We start from the raw sequence: 1,065 nt of genomic DNA, 5'->3' as shown, positions 1-1,065 counted from the left end.
GATTCTCCATTATTAAATGACTCATCCATTGAAGTGGAATAATCTACAACAAAAACCACATCTATTTTCTCTATCGGCGCACTGATTATGTTTTTTCGTGCCGTTCCCCTATCTGTTGCACTTATCATTGCACCTAAATTGGTTAACGAATTGTTAGATAAAAATTGGGCGGAGTAGCTCATATTGATCTCAGCCGCATATTCAATCCTGTCATTATTATTGATTATATCGATAGTGGGTACTGAAAATATTTCTGCTGGCAGGTAAGCATGAGCATAAGAACTCACTACGGCTTCATTCTGCGCTATTTGAGTTACACTCGGAATGCTATTATTATTTTCTACGGTCAGTGCTAATGTTGCTTGCTCCATTGCATCTGAGAGTTTAGCTTTTTTTTGTAAAAAATGAGTTAGCTCAAAAGAAAAAAATATTAGCCCAATAACCAGGGGCAAAAATATAATAAAAGGCAATAAGATAGCCCCCTGCTCATTCTTTATCAATGACACCAATAGTCGTACTTTAACGTGAGTAAATCTATTTTTTATCATAAATAGCCTCTGTTTTATAAATAAGCTCATCCTCGCCAGGATTAACGCTCGATAGTTACCGCTGATGACCTTAATATAGGGATGGTTTCTATCTGGCTAAACAACGCTTGATACCCTGTGGGGGCAGGTAAACATAAGGTCACCTGGTACAGTGGCACCCATCGGCCACGATTACTGAAAGGTGATAAATCGGCCATGTCACGCAACAACCTAATGGGACGACAAGTACCGACGCTAAACTCTTCACTCTTAGTATCATTAATAATCTTATTACCAGGCGCTGCTGATTCAGTGGGATTAAAATGTAATGTTTCAACTGTTATTGCGAAATCATTACTGGATATACCCGAGGTTAATAGCATATTTCTCGCCAGAGTTGTTAAATCATTAACATTATTTTGAGTTAGCGTTTCGTCGTCAGAATATAGCCTATTCCTTTCCCGAATTATTCCGGCAAGCGAATATGATATTCGATCCAGTTTACCTACGGTTGATTGATATTCAGTCACTGAAATCA

2 protein-coding genes are annotated in these 1,065 nt (G+C 38.1%); both read right to left on the bottom strand.

The window, feature by feature from the left end:
- The coding region (locus V1952_RS22040; RefSeq protein ID WP_420075576.1) for a TadE/TadG family type IV pilus assembly protein at positions 1-548 on the bottom strand (548 nt) is incomplete at its 3' end.
- Positions 549-589: 41 nt separating this feature from the next.
- Positions 590-1,065, bottom strand: a 476-nt coding sequence (gene tadF, locus V1952_RS22035; RefSeq protein ID WP_420075575.1) for a tight adherence pilus pseudopilin TadF, incomplete at its 5' end; no start/stop codon positions are given.

Origin of the sequence: Yersinia sp. 2542 StPb PI (genome assembly GCF_048593855.1) — a bacterium.
Lineage (GTDB): Bacteria > Pseudomonadota > Gammaproteobacteria > Enterobacterales > Enterobacteriaceae > Yersinia > Yersinia enterocolitica_E.
Note: the sequence above shows the minus strand (reverse complement) of the source record. Positions and strands in the feature narration are given on the sequence as shown.